This is a genomic window from Eoetvoesiella sp. (assembly GCF_035555955.1).
Classification (GTDB): domain Bacteria; phylum Pseudomonadota; class Gammaproteobacteria; order Burkholderiales; family Burkholderiaceae_B; genus Eoetvoesia.
This window is the reverse complement of sequence record NZ_DATMGA010000053.1, coordinates 14,627-33,789: the sequence shown is the minus strand read 5'-3', so window position 1 is coordinate 33,789 and position 19,163 is coordinate 14,627. Positions and strand designations below refer to the sequence as shown.

The following is a 19,163-nucleotide window of genomic DNA, read 5'->3' as shown; positions in this document are numbered from 1 at the left end:
ACACGCTGCTGGCCACCTGGGGGCTCAGCATTTTGCTGCGCAAGCTGGTCGAGCTGGTCTACGGCCGGGGCTATCAGAACGTCGAGCCGCCCGTATCGGGCGGCATCTCGGTGTTCGGGGTCGAGTACCCGGGGTATCGCCTGTTCCTCATCGCGGCCATCGTGGTGCTGTTTGCCGTGCTCGTGCTGTGGTACTGGCGCAGCTCGACCGGCGCGCGCCTGCGCGCCATGATCGGCAATCCCACCCTGGCTCAGGCCGTGGGCATCGACACCAATCGCCTGGCCTGCGCCGCCTTCATGTGCGGCGTGATCAGCGCCGGCGTGGCCGGGGCGCTGCTGGCGCCTATGGTCAGGGTGGCGCCGGGCATGGGGCTGGACTATCTGCTGAACAGTTTTTTCGTTCTGGTGGTGGGCGGCCTGGGCAGCCTGGCCGGGCTTGCGGCGGGCACGGGTATCGTCAGCGGCACCCAGTTGCTGTTCGCGACGCTGTTCGATCAGACTTCCGGATACCTGGCGGTGCTGGGTGTTTCCATAATCTTCCTGTGGTTGAAACCCGATGGCCTTATTTCCCGTCGCTGACGCACGCCGCGGCAACGCCGCCGTCCTGGCCAGCGGGCTGGCGCCGCTGGCGGCCTGCCTGTTGGCCGTTCCGCTGCTGTTCGGCGATTTCTTCGCCTACGAGCTGAGCCTTTACTTGATGTACGGCATTGTTGCCCAGGGCATTGCCCTGACCTGGGGGCGGGCCGGCTTTCTGTCGCTGGGCCAGGCCCTGTTCTTCGGCCTGGGGGCGTACCTGGCGGCTTTCGCGCTTAAAAGCCAGGCCGGGCCGGCCGTCCAGGCTCTGCTGTTGCTGGCCGCCGTGCTGGCGCCGACCGCGCTGGCCTACGTCATCGGCGTGCTGGTGTTCATGCGGCGCTACGAAAGCGGGCCGTATTTTTCATTGATCACCCTGGCGCTGGTCATGTTCGGTTATCAGTTGGCCAATCAATGGAGCAGCGTCACCGGGGGGTTCAATGGCGTGGGCAATATTCCGGTGCTGTTCGGGCTGGATCGCTACACCCATCATTATTATCTGGTCGCTGCCGTCTGCCTGGCCAGCACCGCGCTCGTCGCCTGGCTGATGCGCACCCCGTTGGGCACCTTGTGGGCGGCGACGGCGCAAAACGAGAATCGACTGCAGTTCTTCGGTTTCGACACCTATCGCCTCAAGGCCGTGGCCTGGGCGGTCAGCGCCTTTCTCGGCGCCCTGGCGGGCGTCCTGTTCGCCTCCCAACAAGGGTTGGTCACGCCTCAGTCCAGCAGCGTGATCCTGTCGGCCGAACTCGTCATCTGGACGGCGGTGGGTGGCCGCGCGGGGCCCTATGGCGCATTGCTGGGGGCCGTGGCGATCGGCCTGCTGTCCACGGAGCTGCGCGAGCAGTTCGCCTATTGGGAAGCCATTGTCGCGGTTGTGTTCATCGTGGTGGTGCTGCGCTTTCCCGAGGGCGTGGGCGGCGCGTTGATGCGTCTTTGGCGGTATTCGTGCAAGGGGTTTGTCCGGGGCGCGGCAAAGCGTGCCGCCTACGTGCCTGCCGTTGGCGGCTTCGGGGCGGCGCCGCAGGCTTCCTTCCGTCGCGATGGCGGCGGCTTTGCGCTGAGCATCAGCGACGTTCATGTCAAGCAGGGCCCGGTGCGCATACTGAACGGGTTGAGTCTGCAGGCCGGACGCCGGGGGCTGCATTGCCTGATAGGCCCCAACGGCGCGGGCAAGACGTCGACCTTCAATATGCTGACCGGCCGTCTGCCGCTGGCGCGCGGCAGCGTGCGTTTCAACGGCCGCGACGTCGGCGGCTTCGGCGCGCCGGCCATGGCGCGCCTGGGCGTGGGGCGCAAGTTCCAGATACCCTCGGTGTTTCCCGAGCTGAGCGTCCGCGACAACCTGTGCATTGCCTTGTGGGCCAATCGCGCGCGCGGTCGGGCGCTGCTGGGCAATAGCGTGCGGGGCTGGAACACCCCGACGCTGGAGTTCATGCACCGATCGTTTCCGTTTTTCGCCCAAACCATGGACGAGCCGGCGGGGGCGTTGTCCCAAGGGCAGAGGCAGATGCTGGAGTTCGCCATGACGGCCCTGGCCGAGCCGCTGCTTTTCCTGCTGGACGAACCTTGCGCCGGGCTGTCCGTGGACGAGACCCGCCATCTGGGCAGCGTCATCGCCGAAACGGTTGGCCGGCTGGATGCCTGCGCCCTGATCGTCGAACACGATATGGCGGCGGTCGAGGCCCTGGCCGACCATGTCTACGTCCTGCACCAGGGGCGTTTGCTGGCGCAGGGCGATTACGCCCAGGTCAGGCGGAACGCCGAGGTGCAGGCGGTGTATGCGGGAGGCTCGAAATGAACGCAACTACACCCTGGCTGCTGCAATTTTCCGGCCTGGAGGGTGGCTATGGCGACACCGTCGTCCTGCGCGGCATCGACGGCGGCGTGCGGGCCGGGCAGGTGCTGGGCGTGCTGGGGCGCAACGGGGTGGGCAAGACGACATTGATGCGCCTGCTGACCGGCGGCCTGCAGCCGTTCTCCGGCGAGGTCGCCTGGCAAGGCAAGGCGCTTGGGCAGCTTGCGCCGTTCAGGCGCAGCCGCCTGGGCCTGGCCTATTCGCCGCAAGAGGGCGTGGTGTTCGACGAGTTGTCGGTCTCCGACAACCTGCTGCTTCATCTGGAGTCGCGCGACATGTCGCGCTACGGCCCGTATCTGGACGCGTTTCCGCGCCTGCGGGAGCGCCTGCGGCAGCGGGCCGGCACGCTTAGCGGCGGTGAGAAAAAGCTCCTGGCGTTCGTACGCGTGCTGGCCGAGGGCAAGCCGCTGTCGCTCCTGGACGAGCCCACCGAAGGCGTGCAGCAGGAAAACATCGACCTCATGGCACAGTTCGTGCGCCGGCGGGCCGAGCAGGGGGCGGCGTTCATCGTCGTGGAGCAGAACCTGGGCTTCTTGCAGAGGATCATGGATACGCTGCTGGTGCTGGACCACGGCCAGTGCGTGGCGCAGGGCGAGGCGGGCGAGTTCGACCGCGACCGTTTGGCGGGTTTCTTGCATATATAGGTGAAGAACCGGCCATGCAGAACGGCCGGCTGTCCGCACGCCAGCCTGGGCATGCAAACAGCCGGCCGGTATGGCGGGCCAGTTGTTTTCACTGTCCGTGCTTCTAGCGCGGCAGCGTCGTCGACCCCATGAGGAATTCGTCGACGGCGCGGGCGCATTGGCGTCCTTCGCGTATGGCCCAGACTACAAGGGATTGTCCGCGCCGCATGTCGCCGGCGGCAAACACCTTGTCGACGCTGGTGGCGTAGTCGTCGGTATTGGCGCGCGCATTGCCGCGCGTGTCCAGTTCGATGCCGAAGGCGTCCAGGACGTTCTTGACCGGGGCGGTGAAGCCCATGGCAAGCAGCACCAGATCGGCGGGCAGGTCGAATTTCGAGCCTTCGACTTCACGCATCTTCATCTGGCCGGTGGCCTTGTCCTTGAACCATTCGATGCGCACGGCGGTCAGTTTTTCGACCTTGCCGTTCTTGCCTTGCAGCGCCGTGGTCGAGACGGCCCAGTCGCGTTCGCAGCCTTCTTCCTGGGACGAGGACGTGCGCAGCTTGGCGGGCCAGTACGGCCAGGTCATGGCCTTGTCCTCGGTTTCGGGAAGCTTGGGCATGAGCTCGAACTGGGTGACCGAGAGGGCGCCCTGGCGGTTGCTGGTGCCGATGCAGTCGGAGCCGGTGTCGCCGCCGCCGATGACGATGACGTGCTTGCCCTTGGCGGAAATCTGGCCGGGTACGCGATCGCCCGCATTGACCTTGTTTTGCTGGGCAAGGAACTCCATGGCGAAATGCACGCCCTGCAGCTCACGGCCCGGAATGGGCAGGTCGCGCGGTGTTTCCGAGCCGCCGGTCAGGGCGATGGCGTCGAATTCTTCGTGCAGCGATTCGGGGGTGCGTACGGTCAGGCCTTCGGGCGCATCGGCGGCCGCGCCTACGTAGGTGGACGGCCGGAACTCGACGCCTTCGGCCTCCATCTGGGTGATGCGGCGGTCGATGTGGGATTTTTCAAGCTTGAAGTCGGGGATGCCGTAGCGCAGCAGGCCCCCGATGCGGTCGCTTTTTTCGAACAGCGTGACCGAGTGGCCGGCGCGCGCCAGTTGCTGCGCGCAAGCCATGCCGGCGGGGCCCGAACCGACCACGGCGACCTTCTTGCCGGTCTTGCGGGCCGGATGCTGGGGGGTGACCCAGCCCTGGCTCCAGCCCTTGTCGATGATGGCGTGCTCGATGGACTTGATGCCCACGGCGTCGTTGTTGATGTTGAGCGTACAGGCGGCTTCGCAGGGAGCCGGGCAGATGCGGCCCGTGAACTCCGGGAAATTGTTGGTGGAGTGCAGTACGTTCAGCGCGCCTTGCCAGTCCTGGCGGTAGACCAGGTCGTTCCAGTCGGGAATGATGTTGTTGACGGGGCAGCCGTTGTTGCAGAATGGGATGCCGCAGTCCATGCAGCGCGCGCCCTGCGTCTTGGCCTGGTCGTCGGTGAGGGTGGCGACGAACTCCTTCCAGTGCTTGAGCCGCTGCACGGGCGGTTCGTACACTTCCTTGACACGTTCGAATTCGATAAAGCCGGTAATCTTGCCCATTGTTTTTCCTTAGGCCGCAATTTGTTCAGAGTTTGTCGAGCGCCACAGCTCGCCCAGCGCCCGGCGGTATTCGATGGGCATGACCTTGACGAAAGCGCTGCGCGCCTGCGCCCAGTCGCTCAGCAGGTCGCGCGAGCGGAAGCTGCCGGTGTAGCGGTAGTGGTCCTCGACCAGACGCCGCAGTATGGTTTCGTCCGTTTCGCGGGGGCCGCCGCGCTTCTGGCTGTGCCAGGTCTCGAGCTGGTTGGCCTCGATCTGCTCGGCGTGGCTGAGCAGGGGCTCGACCTCGACCATGGAGAGGTTGCAGCGGCTGCGGAACACCTTGCGCGGATCCCATACGTAGGCGACCCCGCCCGACATGCCGGCGGCGAAGTTGCGGCCGGTTTCGCCCAGCACGACGACGGTTCCGCCCGTCATGTATTCGCAGCCATGGTCGCCGGTGCCCTCGACGACGGCGGTAGCGCCCGAGTTGCGCACCGCGAAGCGTTCTCCCACCACGCCGTTCAGGTAGGCTTCGCCCGCCAGGGCGCCGTACAGCACCGTGTTGCCGGCGATGATGTGGTCGGGGCCGAAACCGCGGAAATCGTTGGGCGAGCGTACGATGAGGCGGCCGCCCGAAAGGCCCTTGCCGACGTAGTCGTTGCCTTCGCCCACGAGGTCCAGCGTGATGCCGTGGGCCAGGAAGGCGCCGAAGCTTTGCCCCGCCGCGCCGTTGCCCTGGATGTGGATGGTGTCGTCGGGCAGGCCTTCGTGCCCGTACCTGGCCGCCACCACGCCGGACAGCATGGCGCCGATGGTGCGGTTGCGGTTGCGCACCGGGGTGATGAACGAAACCTTCTCGCCGCGTTCGATGGCGGCCTTGCTGCGCTCGATGAGCTGGTGATCTAGCGCGTTGTCCAGGCCGTGGTCCTGCGTTTCGACCTGGTGCAGCGGCGACTGGGTTTGCACTTGGTGGAAGACGCGGCTGAAGTCCAGACCCTTGGCCTTCCAGTGTTCGATGCCCTGGCGCATGTCGAGCAGGTCGACGCGCCCGATCATGTCGTCGAACTTGCGGATGCCGAGCTGGGCCATGATTTCGCGCACTTCCTCGGCGACGAAGAAGAAGAAATTGACGACGTATTCGGGCTTGCCCTCGAATTTCTTGCGCAGTTCGGGGTCTTGCGTGGCAACGCCCACTGGGCAGGTGTTCAGGTGGCATTTGCGCATCATGATGCAGCCTTCCACCACCAGCGGGGCCGTGGCGAAGCCGAATTCGTCCGCACCCAGCAGTGCGCCGATGGCGACGTCGCGCCCGGTCTTCATCTGGCCGTCGGCCTGGACGCGGATGCGGCTGCGCAGGTTGTTGAGCAGCAGGGTTTGCTGGGTTTCGGCCAGCCCCAGTTCCCAGGGCGTGCCGGCATGCTTGATGGACGAGATGGGCGAAGCGCCTGTGCCGCCGTCGTGGCCGGCGATGACCACGTGGTCGGCCTTGGCCTTGGCCACGCCCGTCGCCACGGTGCCCACGCCCACTTCCGACACCAGCTTGACCGAGATCGAGGCGCGCGGATTGACGTTCTTGAGATCGTGGATAAGCTGCGCCAGATCTTCGATGGAGTAGATGTCGTGGTGCGGCGGGGGCGAGATGAGACCGACGCCCGGCACCGAATAGCGCAGCTTGGCGATATACTCGGAAACCTTGTGGCCCGGCAGCTGGCCGCCTTCGCCCGGCTTGGCGCCTTGCGCCATCTTGATCTGGATCTGGTCGGCGCTGCTCAGGTATTCGGCCGAAACGCCGAACCGGCCCGAGGCCACCTGCTTGATGCGCGAGCGCAGCGAGTCTCCGGCGCGCAGCCTCACATTGGCCGAGATGCGCTCTTCGCCCAGGAACGAGGCCAGCGTGTCGCCGTCGTTGATCGTGCTTTTGCCGGCGCGCATTTCTTCGCGGTAGCGCAGTTCGTCCTCGCCGCCTTCGCCGGTATTGGACTTACCGCCGATGCGGTTCATGGCCACGGCCAGCACCGAGTGGGCTTCGGTGGAAATGGAGCCCAGCGACATGGCGCCGGTGGCGAAGCGCTTGACGATTTCCTTGGCGGGCTCGACTTCGGAGAGGGGAATGGCGCGGGCCGGATCCGCCTTGAATTCGAACAGGCCGCGCAGGGTCATGTGGCGGCGCGTCTGGTCGTTGATGAGCTGGGCGTATTCCTTGTAGGTGCCGTAGTTGTTGGCGCGCGTGGAATGCTGCAGCTTGGCGATGGAATCGGGATTCCACATGTGTTCTTCGCCGCGGATGCGGAAGGCGTAGTCGCCGCCCGCGTCCAGCATGTTGCTTAGCACGGGGTCGTTGCTGAAAGCCGCGCGGTGCTGGCGCAGCGCCTCCTCGGCGACCTCGAAGATGCCGATGCCCTGGATGTTGCTGGCGGTGCCGGTGAAGTACTTGTTGACCAGCGCGGAGTTCAGGCCCACGGCCTCGAAGATCTGGGCGCCGGTGTAGGACATGTAGGTGGAGATGCCCATCTTGGACATGACCTTGTTCAGCCCCTTGCCGATGGCCTTGATGTAGTTCTTGGTGGCTTTTGCCGGGTCTTCCAGCATGGCCAGCGACTCCAGCGCCAGATAGGGGTGGACGGCCTCGGCGCCGTAGCCCCCCAGCAGGGCGAAGTGATGGACCTCGCGCGCGGAGCCCGTTTCGACGATGAGGCCGGTCTTGGTGCGCAGCCCCGCCTGGATGAGGTGCAGGTGGATGGCGGAAGTGGCCAGCAGCGCGGGAATGGCGCAGCGCTCGCTATCGACGTTGCGGTCGGTGATGATGAGGATGTTGTAGCCGCTGAGCACGGCATCGGCCGCGTTGGAGCACAGGGCGGCGATACAGGCTTCGATGCCGTCCGGACCCCAGGCGGTGGGGTAGGTGATGTCCAGTTCGTAGCTGCGGAACTTGTCGGCCGTGATCTGCTCGATGTTGCGGATTTGCGCCATGGCGGCGAAGTCCAGCACGGGCTGGCTGATTTCAAGGCGCAGCGGAGGATTGACGTTGTTGATGTCCAGCAGGTTGGGCTTGGGTCCGATGAAAGACACCAGCGACATGACCAGCTGTTCGCGGATGGGGTCGATGGGCGGGTTGGTGACCTGGGCGAACAACTGGCGGAAATAGTTGTAGAAGGGCTTGGCCTTGTTCGACAGCACGGTCAGCGGCGCGTCGTTGCCCATGGCGCCGGTGGATTCTTCGCCGTTGAGGGCCATGGGCTGGAGGATGAACTTGAAGTCTTCCTGGGTCCAGCCGAAGGCCTGCTGGCGGTCCAGCAGCGAGACGCTGGACGGCGCGATGGATTCCACCGTCGGCGCGGGCAGCGATTCGAGCTTGATGCGCAGGCGTTCGATCCATTGGCGGTAAGGGCGCGCATTGGCCAGTTGCGACTTGATTTCGTCGTCGTCGATGATGCGGCCTTGCTGCAGGTCGATGAGGAACATCCTGCCCGGCTGCAGGCGCCATTTCTTGACGATGCGGTGCTCGGGAATGGGCAGGGTGCCGGCTTCGGAGGCCAGCACGACCAGGTCGTCGTCGGTGATCAGGTAGCGGGCCGGGCGCAGGCCGTTGCGGTCCAGCAGCGCGCCGATCTGGCGGCCGTCGGTGAACGCCATGGCGGCCGGGCCGTCCCAGGGTTCCATCATGGCGGCGTGGTATTCGTAGAAGGCGCGGCGGTTTTCATCCATGTTGGCGTGCTGTTCCCAGGCTTCGGGAATCATCATCATCATGGCGTGGGCCAGCGAATAGCCCGACATGACCAGCAGCTCCAGGCAGTTGTCGAAGGTGGCGGTGTCGGACTGGCCTTCGTAGACAATGGGGTAGAGCTTGGGCAGGTCTTCACCCAGCACGGCCGATTGCATCATGCCTTCGCGGGCGCGCAGCCAGTTGAAGTTGCCCTTGACCGTGTTGATTTCGCCGTTGTGGGCGATCATGCGGTAGGGGTGGGCCAGGGGCCAGGCCGGGAAGGTGTTGGTCGAGAAGCGCTGGTGCACCAGCGAAAGGGCCGAGACGGCGCGCGGGTCGGCCAGGTCGCGGTAGTAGCACCCGACCTGGTCGGCCAGCAGCAGGCCCTTGTACACCACGGTGCGCACCGAGATGGAGGGCACGAAGTATTCCTGCCCATGGGCGAGGCTCATGCGCTGGATGGCGTGGCTGGCGGTCTTGCGGATGACGTACAGCTTGCGCTCGAGGGCGTCGGGCACCATGATGTCCGGCCCGCGGCCGATGAAAAGCTGGCGGATGACGGGCTCTACGGCGCGCACGGTGGGCGACATGGGCATGTCGGCGTCCACGGGCACGTCGCGCCAGCCCAGCACGACCTGGCCTTCGTCGCGCACGGCGCGTTCGAGTTCCTGCTGACAGGCCAGCCGCGACGCGGTTTCCTTGGGCAGGAAGACCATGGCAACGCCGTATTCGTCGGGCGGCGGCAGGGTCACGCCCTGGGCGGCCATGTCTTCGCGGTACAGCGCGTCGGGAATCTGGATGAGAATGCCGGCGCCGTCGCCCATGAGCTTGTCGGCCCCGACCGCGCCGCGGTGATCCAGGTTCTCCAGGATCTTCAAGCCTTGCTGGATGATGGAATGGGTTTTGACCCCCTTGATATGGGCGACGAAGCCCACGCCGCAGGCGTCGTGTTCGTTTTGCGGGTTGTAGAGGCCCTGGGCCGCTGGCTGTCCGGCAGGGGATAGGGCGGCGTGACTCTCCAGGGAAGAGAGGGACATAGGAGATTGAGACATGTGGGGCTCCGCAGGAATTCCGCGCAAAGAAAAGCGACGCTATATGGATAGAGGTCGAGGATACTGCGTTTTTTTTTGCACCACAACATAAAAATATAGGGTGCGTCCCTATTTTATTTGCTTTAAATATTCTAAATGCTAAAATGGGGACATGTTTAAATCATTAATTATATTAAATAAAACCGAATCTGATTTTCATCGGAAGCATCGCTATCCAAAACAGGATGGCCTGTTTTCGCGCGCCAAACGCCATGTCGAAAATGGTCTGGATTATGGAAAAAGCGCCACACTCGGCCTGATCCAGCCCCTGCTGAACGGCAGGGGGCCGAGCCGTCCCAAGGCAAAAAGCGCCCCCCCGGGGGGCAGCCAGCCGCGTCAGCGGTGCAGCGTGGGGGCTCCCATCTCTTTCTTTTCTTCTTTCTTCTTCGGCCGTCCGCGCGGCGCCGGTGCTACGCGCCGGCTGGCGCTGGCCGACAGATTAGCCAGGAAAGCAGGGTCGCCCAGCGCCCATTGACCGAACAGGGCGCTTTCCAAACGCTGCTGCTGCGCCGGCGGCAGGCCCTGGGCCAGCAGCCGGCGGTAGTTGGCCTGGCGCTCGAACGGGGTGTTGCCGTTCACCCAGTAGTCGGGATGGTCGGTCAGCCAGGCGGTCGGGTCGGCGCCGACACCGGTATGGTGGGCGGCTGAAGACCAGGGCCAGGCCTGCGGCTGGTCGATGTAGCCGGCCTGCACGGGCAGGTAATCCAGCCACAGCAGCGCCGGCAGCACCCATTGCCCGGGCTGCAGCAGGGCGCTGCGATAGCGGCCCGCGAACACCCTGCCGTGCTGCAGGCGGCTGGCGTAGCGCCTTCCCAAGGCCTGTATGAGCCGCGCCACGGAGTCGTGCGCCGCTGGCGTTGCCAGCAGCGCCAGCCTGTCGTTGAGCAGCACCCACCCATGCACGCTGGCGCGCTGTTCCTGCACGACTTCGCGCAGCCATTCGGCCAGTTTGTCCAGTTGCGCCGCGGGGGCCGGATCCGCGGGATGGGCCAGGGGCTGGGCAAAGCTTGCCAGCGCAAGCTGCGGAATGTCGGGGGCGTAAAGGCGCGGCAATCTGGCCATGGAGTGTTCGGTTTATTTGGTTGGAGCCTGTCGATATCCATCAAGGAGATCGCGTTGGAGTTGGATTGGTCGAACGCAAGGCGCCGCCGCAGCAAGGCTCGATGCTTTGCGAAGACAGGCAAAGCCGGGAGCGGCAGGTTCCGGCGTCGTTCGGGCCGTGCGAACTTATTGCATAATACCGTGTAGTGCCCGGTCAATTCGATTCGAGTGCACGAACCAGGCGCAGCGTGCGCGGGCCCCAACGACCGGGGTGCGTGGCGACTACAGCTTGTTGACGAGTTTTTCAATGCATCAAGGAGGCGGCCCGATGGCGCACGAGTTGGAATTGCTTAACGAATATCGCTGTTTTGGCGGCGTACAGCGTTTTTACAAACATGATTCAAGCGCTATCGGGCTGCCCATGCGGTTTTCGGTATTCATTCCCGAGGCGGCCATCGCAAGCGGCGCGGCGCGCGTTCCCGTGCTTTTTTTCCTGGCTGGCCTGACCTGCACCGAGGAAGTCTTCATGATCAAGGCGGGCGCGCAGCGCCTGGCCGCCCAGCATGGCATGATGCTGGTTGCGCCCGACACCAGCCCCCGAGGGGCCGGCGCGGCGGGCGAGGACGACAACTGGGACCTGGGCACCGGCGCGGGGTTCTACCTGGACGCCACGCAAGAGCCCTGGAGCAAGCACTACCGCATGGAAAGCTACGTGGCGGATGAACTGTACGGCATTGCCACCTCGGTCTTGCCGGGCGATGCGGCGCGGGTGGGGATCTCCGGTCATTCCATGGGAGGGCACGGTGCGCTGGTGCTGGCGCAGCGCCAATCCGGCAAATACCGTTCGGTGTCGGCCTTTGCGCCCATTGCCGCGCCGTCCAAGTGCCCGTGGGGCCACAAGGCTTTCGGCGCCTATCTGGGCAGCGACCCCCAGGACTGGGCCGGCCACGATGCTTCGCTGCTGATGGCCAAGTCTTCGTGCCCGTTTCCCGACGGCATTCTCGTCGACCAGGGTATGGCCGACAACTTCCTGCCCGAACAGCTGTATCCGCAAGAGTTCGAAGCCGCCTGCGCCAAGGCCGGCCAGCCCCTTACCTTGCGCCGCCAGGAAGGCTACGACCACAGCTATTACTTCATCTCCACCTTCATGGCCGATCACATGCAGTTTCACGCCGAGCGCCTGAAAAAATAATCGGCGGATCACTGCCGGTGCCGGTGCCGGAGCCTGGGGTCGGTCGTGCGGGGAGGTGAACGCCGGGGTTTTCGGGAACAAGTGTTCCCGAAAGACTGGTCCGTCAGGCCAGCGCCGGCTGGCGCGGCACGCCGCCGTTGACAACGCTCCGGCAGGGGTTGCCGCCGATGGCGTAGGCCAGGTCGCCGGGCCGGTCGATGTCCCACAGCGCAAAGTCGGCGGCCTTGCCCACGGCCAAGCTGCCCAGCGTTTCCTGCAGGCCCAGGGCTTTGGCGGCATGGATGGTGGTAGCGGCCAGAGCTTCCTGCGGCGTCATGCGGAACAGCGTGCAGGCCATGTTCATGGCCAGCAATAAAGACGTCATCGGCGAGGTGCCGGGGTTGCAATCGGTGGCGATGGCAATCGGCACACCGGCCTCGCGCAGCGCCTGCACGGGCGGGAACCTGGTTTCGCGCAAGAAATAGAAGGCGCCGGGCAGAAGCACGGCCACCGTGCCGGCCGCCGCCATGGCGGCGATGCCTTGTTCCGACAGGTATTCCAGGTGGTCGGCCGACAGGCCGCCGTACCGCGCCGTCAAGGCGGCGCCTTCCTGGTCCGACAACTGTTCGGCATGCAGCTTTACGGGCAGGCCGCGCGACGCCGCGGCCTGGAATACCCGTTCGGTCTGGGCCCTGGAAAAGCCGATGTTCTCGCAGAAGGCATCCACCGCGTCCACCAGGCCCGTGTCCGCAAGCGCCGGCAGCAGCTTCTGGCACACCAGATCGATGTAGGCGTCGGCCTGCCCTTTGTACTCCTCGGGCAGGGCGTGAGCGCCGAGGAAAGTGGTTTTGACGCGCACCGGCAAGGTATCGCCGACGCGCCGCGCCGCGCGCAGCATCTTGGCTTCGGATTCCAGGTCGAGTCCATAGCCGGACTTGATCTCCAGCGTCGTCACGCCTTCGGCCAGCAGGGCCCGTATGCGCGGCAGGCTGGCGGCCAGCAAGTCGTCTTCCGATGCCGCGCGGGTGGCGCGCACCGTGGAGAGAATGCCGCCTCCCCGGCGTGCAATCTCTTCGTAGGCGACGCCGTTGAGCCGGGCTTCGAATTCGTCGCTGCGATTGCCGGCATACAGAATATGCGTGTGGCAGTCGATAAGTCCGGGCGTCAGCCAGGCGCCGCCGGCATCGTGCTCGACGGCGGCGTGGCAGCCGGCCGGCAGGTCGGCCCGCTTGCCCATCCAGGCGATCCGCCCGTCGCGAACGGCAATGGCGCCGTCATGGATTTCGCCGTAGCCGCCGGGCTGCGCCAGGGTTGCCAGATGCGTGTTTTGCCACAGCGCATCCCATTGCCGGGGGCGGGTTTCAGCCATTTGGACGTCCTTTCGTAGTCATGGTGATGGGCGTTTGGTTCGAGGCTGTTTCAGGCGCCCGCGGCAAGGCGTTCGACCAGGCGCGCCACCAGCCTCGCCGCGACGCGCGCGGTCCGGTTGTCGATGTCGTGATCCGGGTTCAGCTCGGCAATGTCGGCAAGCCGCAGCTTGCCGCTGGCGGCAACCAGATCGACCAGGGGCTCGATGACATCCAGCGGCACTCCGCAAGCCGCGGGGGCGCTGACGCCGGGTGCGATCCAGCCAGGCAGCACGTCCAGGCAGATCGTGAAGTAGACATCGTCGACCTCGTCCAGAAAGCCAGCAAGCTGCGCCAGCGCGGCGGCGCGCTGGGTGATGTCCATGTCTTCGTCGGCGCGCCAGCGCACGCCCAGTTCGTCGGCGCGTTCGAACAGCGCCTGGGTGTTGGCGAATGCGCTGACGCCCATACAGCAGTAGTGGAATGGCCAGCCGCGCGCCTGGCAGTCTTCGGCGATTTGCCGGAACGGCGTGCCCGAACTGGCTCGCGTGTCCATGCGCAGGTCGAAGTGCGCATCGAGATTGACGATGCCGATGCGCGGCGGCGAGCCGGCGGGGCGCGCGGCGATGTGGCCGGCCAGTCCGCCGAACGAGCCGAAGGCCATTTCATGGCCGCCGCCCAGCGTAATGGGCAGCATGCGGCGTTCCAGCAGGCCGGCCAGGGTGGTGGAAAGTTCGTGCTGGGCCGTTTCCAGTCCGTCGCCGTCCGCCTGCGGTTCGCACACGACGTCGCCCGCATCGAAGATGTGGGCGACGTGGCGCACCGGCATGTTGCCCAGCATGGCGCGGATTGCCTGCGGGCCCTTGCGGGCGCCGGCGCGGCCATGGTTGCGCGCCACGCCGGCATCCGAGGCAAAGCCGACCAGGGCGATGCCGGGCGGGCTGTCGGCCCGCAATGGTTCGACGACCTGGTGCCAGCGCCGGCCTGCCGGCCCTTCGGCCGCATCCACGCGGCCTTGCCAGCGGTTCATGTCGGCAACGTAATACATATGTCTTGACTCCTGCTTCGCAAGCCGGGCGCGGGCCTTGCCGCCCGCGCTCCAGGGTTACTTGATCATGGGCAGCTTCAGGCCGTGGCGCTTGGCGCAGGCGATGGCGGCCTCGTAGCCTGCATCGGCGTGCCGCATCACGCCCGAGGCGCAGTCATTGACCAGCACCCGGGCAAGGCGCTTTTCGGCCGCTACGCTGCCGTCGGCCACGATGACCATGCCGGCGTGCTGGGAGTAGCCCATGCCGACGCCGCCGCCGTGGTGCAGCGAAACCCAGCTTGCGCCGCCGGCGGTGTTGAGCAGCGCGTTCAGCAAAGGCCAGTCGGCCACGGCGTCCGTGCCGTCCCGCATGCTTTCGGTCTCGCGGTTGGGGCTGGCCACTGAGCCGGTGTCCAGGTGATCGCGGCCGATGACGATGGGAGCTTTCAACTCGCCGTTCCTGACCATTTCATTGAAGGCCAGGCCCGCAATGTGGCGTTCGCCCAGGCCCAGCCAGCAGATGCGGGCGGGAAGGCCCTGGAAGGCGATGCGTTCGCGGGCCATGTCCAGCCAGTGCAGCACCGGCTTGTTCTCGGGGAACAGTTCCTTGATCTTGGCGTCGGTCTTGTAGATGTCCTCGGGGTCGCCGGAAAGCGCGGCCCAGCGGAACGGGCCCTTGCCTTCGCAGAACAGCGGCCGGATGTAGGCGGGCACGAAGCCGGGGAAGTCGAAGGCGTTCTTGACGCCCGCATCGAAAGCAACCTGGCGGATGTTGTTGCCGTAGTCCACCGTGGGAATGCCCATGCCGTGGAAATCCAGCATGGCCTGCACATGCACGGCGCACGATTTGGTGGCTTCGGCGGTCAGCCTGGCGTGCTGGCCGGCGTCTTGCTGCGCGTCTTTCCATTGGGCGACGCTCCAGCCCAGGGGCAGGTAGCCGTTGACCAGATCGTGCGCGGAAGTCTGGTCGGTGACCAGGTCGGGCTTGATGCCGCCGGCCTTGGCGCGCCTGACCAGTTCGGGCAGGATCTCGGCGGCGTTGCCCAGCAGGGCGATCGACACGGCTTCCTTGCGTTCGCAGTGGTGCTTGACCAGTGCCAGCGCGTCGTCCAGATCCTTGGCTTGCTTGTCGACATAGCGGGTGCGCAGGCGGAAATCGATGCTGCTTTGCTGGCATTCGATGTTCAGCGACACCGCGCCGGCCAGCGTGGCCGCCAGCGGCTGGGCGCCGCCCATGCCGCCCAGGCCGGCGGTGAGTATCCAGCGTCCGGCCCAGTCGCCGCCGAAGTGTTGGCGGCCGGCCTCGACAAAGGTTTCGTAGGTGCCCTGGATGATGCCCTGGCTGCCGATGTAGATCCAGCTTCCGGCGGTCATCTGGCCATACATGAAGAGGCCCTGGCGATCCAGCTCGTTGAAGTGTTCCCAGTTGGCCCATTTGGGCACCAGGTTCGAGTTGGCGATCAGCACGCGCGGCGCGTCGGGGTGGGTCTTGAAGACGCCCACCGGCTTGCCGGACTGGATCAGCAGCGATTCGTCGTCGTTCAGGTTGCGCAGTTCCGCCAGGATCTGGTCGAAGCAGGCCCAGTTGCGGGCCGCGCGGCCTATGCCGCCGTACACCACCAGGTGCTTGGGGTTCTCGGCCACTTCGGGGTCGAGGTTGTTCTGGATCATGCGATAGGCCGCTTCGGTCGTCCAGCTCTTGCAGCTTAGCTGGCTGCCGCGCGGCGCGCGGATATCGCGGCTTGGATCGTAGCGGGGGTCGGTATCAAGAGAGGTCTTTTCGGCAATGGTATTCATGGTGTGTTCCTAGGGAAATGAGTGGCTGCCTGTTTGTTGTTGGATGCCCGCCGGGCTCTCAGTGCAGTCCCAGGTAGGCGCTTGTCAGCGCGGGGTCGGTGGCCGCGGTCTTGGCGTTGCCCTGCCAGACCGCGCGGCCGGATTCAAGCACGCACACGTCGTCGGCGACGGACAGCGCGCGTTCGGTGTTTTGCTCCACCAGCAGGATGGTCATGCCGTCCCGGCGCAGTTGTAGCAGCGCCTTGTAGCAAAGGTCGATGACCTTGGGCATCAGGCCCAGGGAAAGCTCGTCGATCATGATGAGCTTGGGCTGGGTCATCAGCGCCCGCCCGATGGCCAGCATCTGCTGTTCGCCGCCGGAAAGATTGCCGGCCAGGGAATGCAGCCGTTCGCCAAGGCGGGGAAACAGCGAGAGGACGTGGTCGCGGTTGCGGGCGAACTCGGCGGCGGGGCGCACCAGACCGCCGACCTGCAGGTTGTCGTACACGCTGAGGTCCTTGAACAGCCGCCGGCCTTCCGGCGAAATGGCGAGGCCGCGCCGCACGCGCTCGTGTGGCGGCGCATTGCTGATGTCCTCACCCTCGAACAGGACCTGGCCGCCTTGCAGCGCCACATGACCGGCCAGGCACATCAGCGTCGAGGACTTGCCGGCGCCATTGGCGCCGAGCAGGCCGGTGATGGTGCCGGGACGCAGGGTCAGCGATAGATTGCCCAGGGCCTGGAAGGCGCCGTACCCGCAAGAGAGGTTTTTCATTTCAAGCATGGTGTTCTCCCTCGGTGGCGGGCTCGGCTTCGGCGGCCGTGGCGGCATCGCCCAGGTAGGCGGCGCGCACCTCCGGCTGTTCCATGACCTCGCGCGGCGCGCCGCTGGCTATCTTGCGGCCGTTGTCCAGCACCACCAGCCTTTGGCAGATGCGCATGACTTCGCTCAGGTTGTGCTCGATGAGGACGATGGTCATGCCTTGCTGGTTGATCTGGGCGATGGTGCTTGCCAGCGCATTGGCTTCCTTGGAGTTCAGGCCGGCCAGCGGTTCGTCCAGCAGCAGCAGCTTGGGGTTCAGCGCCAGCGCCCGCGCCATTTCCATGCGCTTCAGGACGCCTAGCGGCTGGATGCCCGGCATTTGGTCGGCATAGCCGGCAATGCCCACCCGCTCGAGCAGTTCGCGGGCGGCGGCGTTTTCGTTTTGCCGGGCAAGGCGCGTCAGGGCCCGCAACGGCGAGTGCGTATGCTGGGCGCCCGCCGCCAGGGCCACGTTGTCCAGCACCGAAATCTGGCGGAACGGTTTGACCAGTTGCTGGGAAAGCGCCAGGCCTTTCTGGATGCGCTTGTGGATGGGCAGCGCGGTGATGTCTTCGCCTTGAAGGCTGACGCTGCCCTCGGTGGGCCGCACCACGCCGGTGATCGAACGCATCAGCGTGGTCTTGCCCGCGCCGTTGGGGCCGATCAGGCCCAGCAGTTCGCCGGGGCGCACGTCGAACGAGACGTCGGCCACCGCGCTCAGGCCGCCGAAGCGCACCGTGACGTTGGCAACGCGCAGCAGGGGGGAGGATGCCGTCATGGTTCCACTCCTTGTGCCGCGGGGCTGGCTTCCGGGGCCTTACGCTTGAGCAGGCTGCGGACAATGCCCGCCAGGCCCATGGGCGAGAAGCGCATCATCAGGAACAGCAGGCCGCCGTAGACCAGCAGCTTGTAGTCGCCGATGACCTGGAACCACGCGGGCAATGCGGAAAGCAGGGCCGCGCCGACGATTACGCCCGGCACCGAACCAATGCCCCCGAATACGACCATGGACAGCACGGTAATGGATTCGATGAAGCCGAAGCTGTCGGGCCCTATGTACTTGAAGTGCTGGCCGTACAGCGCGCCGGCCAGGCCGGCCAGGGCCGTGCCTATGGCGAACGCCGCCAGCTTGTAGCGCGGCACATCGATGCTCAGCACGCGCATGGTGTCTTCGTCTTCGGCAATGCCGTTGAAGACCCGGCCCATCCAGGATTTCTTGAGATAGACGCAAAAGATCGCCGTGGCGGCGGCCAGGCCCAGCGCCAGCAGCATGAAGCCGGTTTTCGAGAGGCCGGAAACAGGGATGTTGGAAATGCCCATCTCCCCTCCCAGCCAGTCCTGCTGGCGCACGATGCCCACGAACAGGAACACGACGCCCATGGTGGTGATGGCCAGGAAGTCGTCGCGCACGCGCAGGCTGGTCAGCCCGACGACGACGCCCACCAGCCCGGCCACCAGCATGGCCAGGGGCAAGGTGGCGAAAAATGGCAGGCCGGCTTTGCACAGCAAGGCCGAGGTGTAGGCGCCAATGCCCAGGAACGCCGCGTGCCCCAGGCTGATCTGCCCGCACAGGCCGGTTATCAAATTAAGCGACAGCGCGAACAGGACGCTGATGCTCATGGCGGTTAGCAGTGATATTTCGTAAGCCATGGTCGATTTACTTTTTGGCGAACAGCCCTTGAGGGCGGAACATCAGGACAAGAATCAGGAAGGCGAAGGCGATGGCGTTGCGATCCAGGAACTGGCTCAGGTAAATGGTGCCGAAGGACTCGATGACGCCAAGCACGAGCGCCGCCAGCAGTGTGCCGCGCACCGAGCCCATGCCGCCCAGCACGATGATGGCCAGGCCCTTGTACGAAGGCACGCTGCCCATGGTGGGTTCGACCAGGTTGTTGAGCAGGGCCACCCAGACTCCGGCAAAGGCGGCCAGCGCCGAGCCGATGAAGAAATTCAGATCGCGCACGGTGCGCAGCCGGATGCCGAAGGACTCAGCCATTTGCGGATCGGTGACCGTGGCCTGGCAGGCAATGCCCACCCGCGTCTTGTTTTGCAGATAGCCCAGGATGCCGATGATGATGGCGGTGCTTGCCATGACCATCAATTCGGCCAGGCTGAAATTGAGAAAGCCGAACAATTGAACGTGTTCCTGCAGCGGAGGAGCCTGGTACGAAAGGCCCGACGCTCCGAACACAATGCGGAACACTTCTTCGAACGCAATGTACAGGCCGATGGAGGCGATCAGCGCCACAAAGGGAGGCTGCTTGAGAATGGGCTCGTAGCACAGCCGGTACATGGCGATTCCCATCAGGCCCGCTGCCAGCATGGCGATCAGAAACGCCAGCGGCAGGCTGCCCGTGGCGTTGGTGACCAGCACGCCTATATAACCGCCCAGCGTGAAGAAGGATGCATGCGCAACGTGCAGAATGCGCAGCAGCCCATAGACCAGTGTCAATCCCAAGGCAACCAAGGCATAGATGCTGCCTTGCACCAGGCCTTGAGAGATCAGCTCCATGAAGAGCATAAAAACTCCTAAAGCGATTTTTTAATCAGGCGGATGCAGTAGGTATGCGCCCGCCATGGCGC

14 protein-coding genes are annotated in these 19,163 nt (G+C 65.3%); 4 read left to right on the top strand and 10 right to left on the bottom strand.

From position 1 onward, the window contains the following. The 3 genes from VNT00_RS12875 to VNT00_RS12865 form a co-directional block, all read left to right on the top strand. The coding region (locus VNT00_RS12875; RefSeq protein WP_325588066.1) for a branched-chain amino acid ABC transporter permease at positions 1-578 on the top strand (578 nt) is incomplete at its 5' end. Further along, positions 556-2,373: a branched-chain amino acid ABC transporter ATP-binding protein/permease gene (locus tag VNT00_RS12870; RefSeq protein WP_325588064.1), complete on the top strand. Its 1,818-nt coding sequence runs from the start codon at positions 556-558 to the stop codon at positions 2,371-2,373. The genes VNT00_RS12875 and VNT00_RS12870, both read left to right, overlap by 23 nt. Further along, the gene (locus VNT00_RS12865) at positions 2,370-3,074 is read left to right on the top strand and encodes an ATP-binding cassette domain-containing protein (RefSeq protein WP_325588062.1); all 705 of its coding nucleotides are present in this window, start codon (positions 2,370-2,372) and stop codon (positions 3,072-3,074) included. The genes VNT00_RS12870 and VNT00_RS12865 overlap by 4 nt, the downstream gene beginning before the upstream one ends. Before the next feature lie 103 nt (positions 3,075-3,177). On the opposite strand, the gene VNT00_RS12860 is transcribed toward VNT00_RS12865, so the two are convergent. The 3 genes from VNT00_RS12860 to VNT00_RS12850 all read right to left on the bottom strand — a co-directional run bounded on the left by VNT00_RS12860 (position 3,178) and on the right by VNT00_RS12850 (position 10,479). After that, entirely contained in the window at positions 3,178-4,641 is a 1,464-nt protein-coding gene (locus tag VNT00_RS12860) for a glutamate synthase subunit beta (RefSeq protein WP_325588060.1), read from the bottom strand. Positions 4,642-4,650: 9 nt separating this feature from the next. Beyond that, the gene (locus VNT00_RS12855) at positions 4,651-9,378 is read right to left on the bottom strand and encodes a glutamate synthase-related protein (protein ID WP_414650935.1); all 4,728 of its coding nucleotides are present in this window, start codon (positions 9,376-9,378) and stop codon (positions 4,651-4,653) included. Between the two features lie 375 nt (positions 9,379-9,753). Then, a complete protein-coding gene (locus VNT00_RS12850) occupies positions 9,754-10,479 on the bottom strand; it encodes a hypothetical protein (RefSeq protein WP_325588058.1) in 726 nt (241 codons plus the stop codon). 307 nt (positions 10,480-10,786) lie between these two features. Here VNT00_RS12850 and fghA point away from each other — a divergent pair, with 307 nt between their 5' ends. Beyond that, positions 10,787-11,650: an S-formylglutathione hydrolase gene (gene fghA, locus VNT00_RS12845; RefSeq protein ID WP_325588056.1), complete on the top strand. Its 864-nt coding sequence runs from the start codon at positions 10,787-10,789 to the stop codon at positions 11,648-11,650. A gap of 103 nt (positions 11,651-11,753) precedes the next feature. Here fghA and hutI read toward each other — a convergent pair whose 3' ends face one another. Genes hutI through VNT00_RS12810 form a run of 7 tightly spaced genes read right to left on the bottom strand, consistent with a single transcriptional unit; the run spans position 11,754 to position 19,101 of the window. Next, positions 11,754-12,998 carry an imidazolonepropionase gene (hutI, locus tag VNT00_RS12840; RefSeq protein ID WP_325588054.1) on the bottom strand — a complete coding sequence of 415 codons (1,245 nt, stop codon included), beginning with the start codon at positions 12,996-12,998 and terminating at the stop codon, positions 11,754-11,756. 50 nt (positions 12,999-13,048) lie between these two features. After that, entirely contained in the window at positions 13,049-14,023 is a 975-nt protein-coding gene (gene hutG / locus VNT00_RS12835) for a formimidoylglutamase (RefSeq protein ID WP_325588052.1), read from the bottom strand. Between the two features lie 57 nt (positions 14,024-14,080). After that, positions 14,081-15,799 carry a urocanate hydratase gene (hutU, locus tag VNT00_RS12830; protein WP_325588051.1) on the bottom strand — a complete coding sequence of 573 codons (1,719 nt, stop codon included), beginning with the start codon at positions 15,797-15,799 and terminating at the stop codon, positions 14,081-14,083. Positions 15,800-15,857: 58 nt separating this feature from the next. Continuing rightward, a complete protein-coding gene (locus VNT00_RS12825; protein ID WP_325588050.1) occupies positions 15,858-16,562 on the bottom strand; it encodes an ABC transporter ATP-binding protein in 705 nt (234 codons plus the stop codon). Beyond that, a complete protein-coding gene (locus VNT00_RS12820; protein ID WP_325588049.1) occupies positions 16,555-17,358 on the bottom strand; it encodes an ABC transporter ATP-binding protein in 804 nt (267 codons plus the stop codon). The genes VNT00_RS12825 and VNT00_RS12820 overlap by 8 nt, the downstream gene beginning before the upstream one ends. Then, positions 17,355-18,230, bottom strand: coding sequence for a branched-chain amino acid ABC transporter permease (locus VNT00_RS12815; protein ID WP_325588048.1), 876 nt, complete (start codon positions 18,228-18,230; stop codon positions 17,355-17,357). Before VNT00_RS12815 ends, VNT00_RS12820 begins: the two co-directional genes overlap by 4 nt. Positions 18,231-18,237: 7 nt before the next feature. Continuing rightward, a complete protein-coding gene (locus VNT00_RS12810) occupies positions 18,238-19,101 on the bottom strand; it encodes a branched-chain amino acid ABC transporter permease (RefSeq protein ID WP_325588047.1) in 864 nt (287 codons plus the stop codon). Between the last annotated feature and the right edge of the window lie 62 nt (positions 19,102-19,163).